Here is a 1,650-nt window from a genome sequence, read left to right as displayed (position 1 = left end):
ACCGATCGCCGCGCTGCCGCTCTTGCTGCGGCTGTGCTGCTCGCTTGTGTCCTGTGCCGACTCCACCGTGATGTCGTGGTCGGCCGCCAGCAGCAGGTTGTTGCCCGCTTTGACGTCGCTGCCACGGATCAAGAGGTTGCTGTCGTCACCGCCGCCGGTGGCGATCAGGGTGACGTTGCCGCCGGCATGCAGGGTCGAGCCCTTGCTGGTGTCGCTGTGTTGCTCGCTCTCGCTATGACTGCGGCTGCCGCCCACGGTGATGGCGACGTTGATGCCCGCTCCTTGCATGGCGTCCTTGGCGCTGTCGGCCGAGAGCAGGTTGCCCATCGCCTGGCCCGCCCCATACGCGCTGTACGCCGCCGACGCCCCGGCCAACGCCTGCATCCGCGCATCGCCCTTGGCCTGGCTGCCCGCCTGCGCGCTGTGCAACGCCCCCTGCGCCAGGTTCAGCGCCGCCGAGGTCACCGACATCGTCAACCCGCCTTGCTTGAACGCCGTCTTCTGCGTGTTGTCGCTGGTGTCATGTACCTCGGTAATCGCGATGTCCTTGGCCTTGGCGGTGATGTCGCCTTGCAACGCCATCACATCGCTGCCGGTGATCGCCAGCGTGTTGCCCGCCACCAGCGTCACGTTGCCGTCCAGGCTGCCCACCGTGCTGCCAGTGTGGGTCAACGTGCTGCTAGTGGTATCGGTCTTGAGCGATTGCTTGCCGTAGGTGACGCTGAGGCCACCATTGCCGAACAGGCCGCTCTTCTTGCGCTGGCTGTCGTGTTCTTCGCTGTGCGTGTTCTGCGCCGTCTCCAAGGTGAGGTTGTTGCCGGCGGCCAGCACCACATCGCCGGTGCCGACGATCTGCGCGCCTTGCGACAACAGATCGTTGCCCGCCGCGATCTGCACCGTGTCGCCACTCAGGCTGCTCGTCACCGCAATGCTGTCGTGGCTCTCGTCGTGCGTGGTCGTCGTCTTGCTGGAGAGGAACTTTTTCTTGCGCGTTTGCTCGTCCACCACGCTGTCGTGTTGTTCCTGCGTCGCCGTCAGCGCCACGTCGTGGCCGGCGGCCAGGGCGATGCCGCCGGTCTGGCTCGCCACCGCCGTCGATGCCAAGGTCAGGTCGTTGCCTGCGCGCATCACGATGTCGCCGCCCGCACCCAGTTGCGTGCCTTGCACGTGTTCGTCGTGGGTGGAGGTGACCAGCGAGTGGCGCTTGCTCACGCTGCTGGTCGACTGCGTCGTGCTGTCCACCACCGCCTGACTATCGAGGTCGTGACCGGCCTGCACCGCTAGCGCCTTGCCTGCGCCGATCTGCGCCGCTTGCAGGGTCACATCGTGGCCCGCCGCCAGCACCACGTCGCCCGCGCCTTGCACGCTGCTCACTGCATGCGTGGTCTCGCTGCTGCGTTGGTAGTTGCGCGCGTTATCCGTGGTGTCGGTGCTGTGCGTGAGCGTCTGCGCGCCCAGCGTCAGGTCGTGACCGGCCACCAGTTGGGTCACCCCATCGGTGCCGGCGTTGCGTACCTGTGCGCCCTGCAAGGTCACGTCGCCGCCACCCACCACCGACAGGATGCCGCTGCCGTTGCTGCCGGTGACGTACAGCCCGGCCACGCGCGCGATCTGCGTGGTCGCGTACTGATGCGCGCCGCCGCCTTGCAG

The 1,650-nt window shown here is 67.2% G+C and carries 1 protein-coding gene; it reads right to left on the bottom strand.

Going from position 1 to position 1,650, the window contains the following annotated elements; genetic code table 11:
• Positions 1-1,650 (bottom strand): hemagglutinin repeat-containing protein (locus XalbCFBP2523_RS15715; RefSeq protein WP_211286576.1); only part of this gene is annotated, 1,650 nt, incomplete at both ends.

It is taken from the genome of Xanthomonas albilineans (genome assembly GCF_002939705.1).
Lineage (GTDB): Bacteria > Pseudomonadota > Gammaproteobacteria > Xanthomonadales > Xanthomonadaceae > Xanthomonas_A > Xanthomonas_A albilineans.
This window is presented reverse-complemented; position numbering and strand designations above follow the sequence as displayed.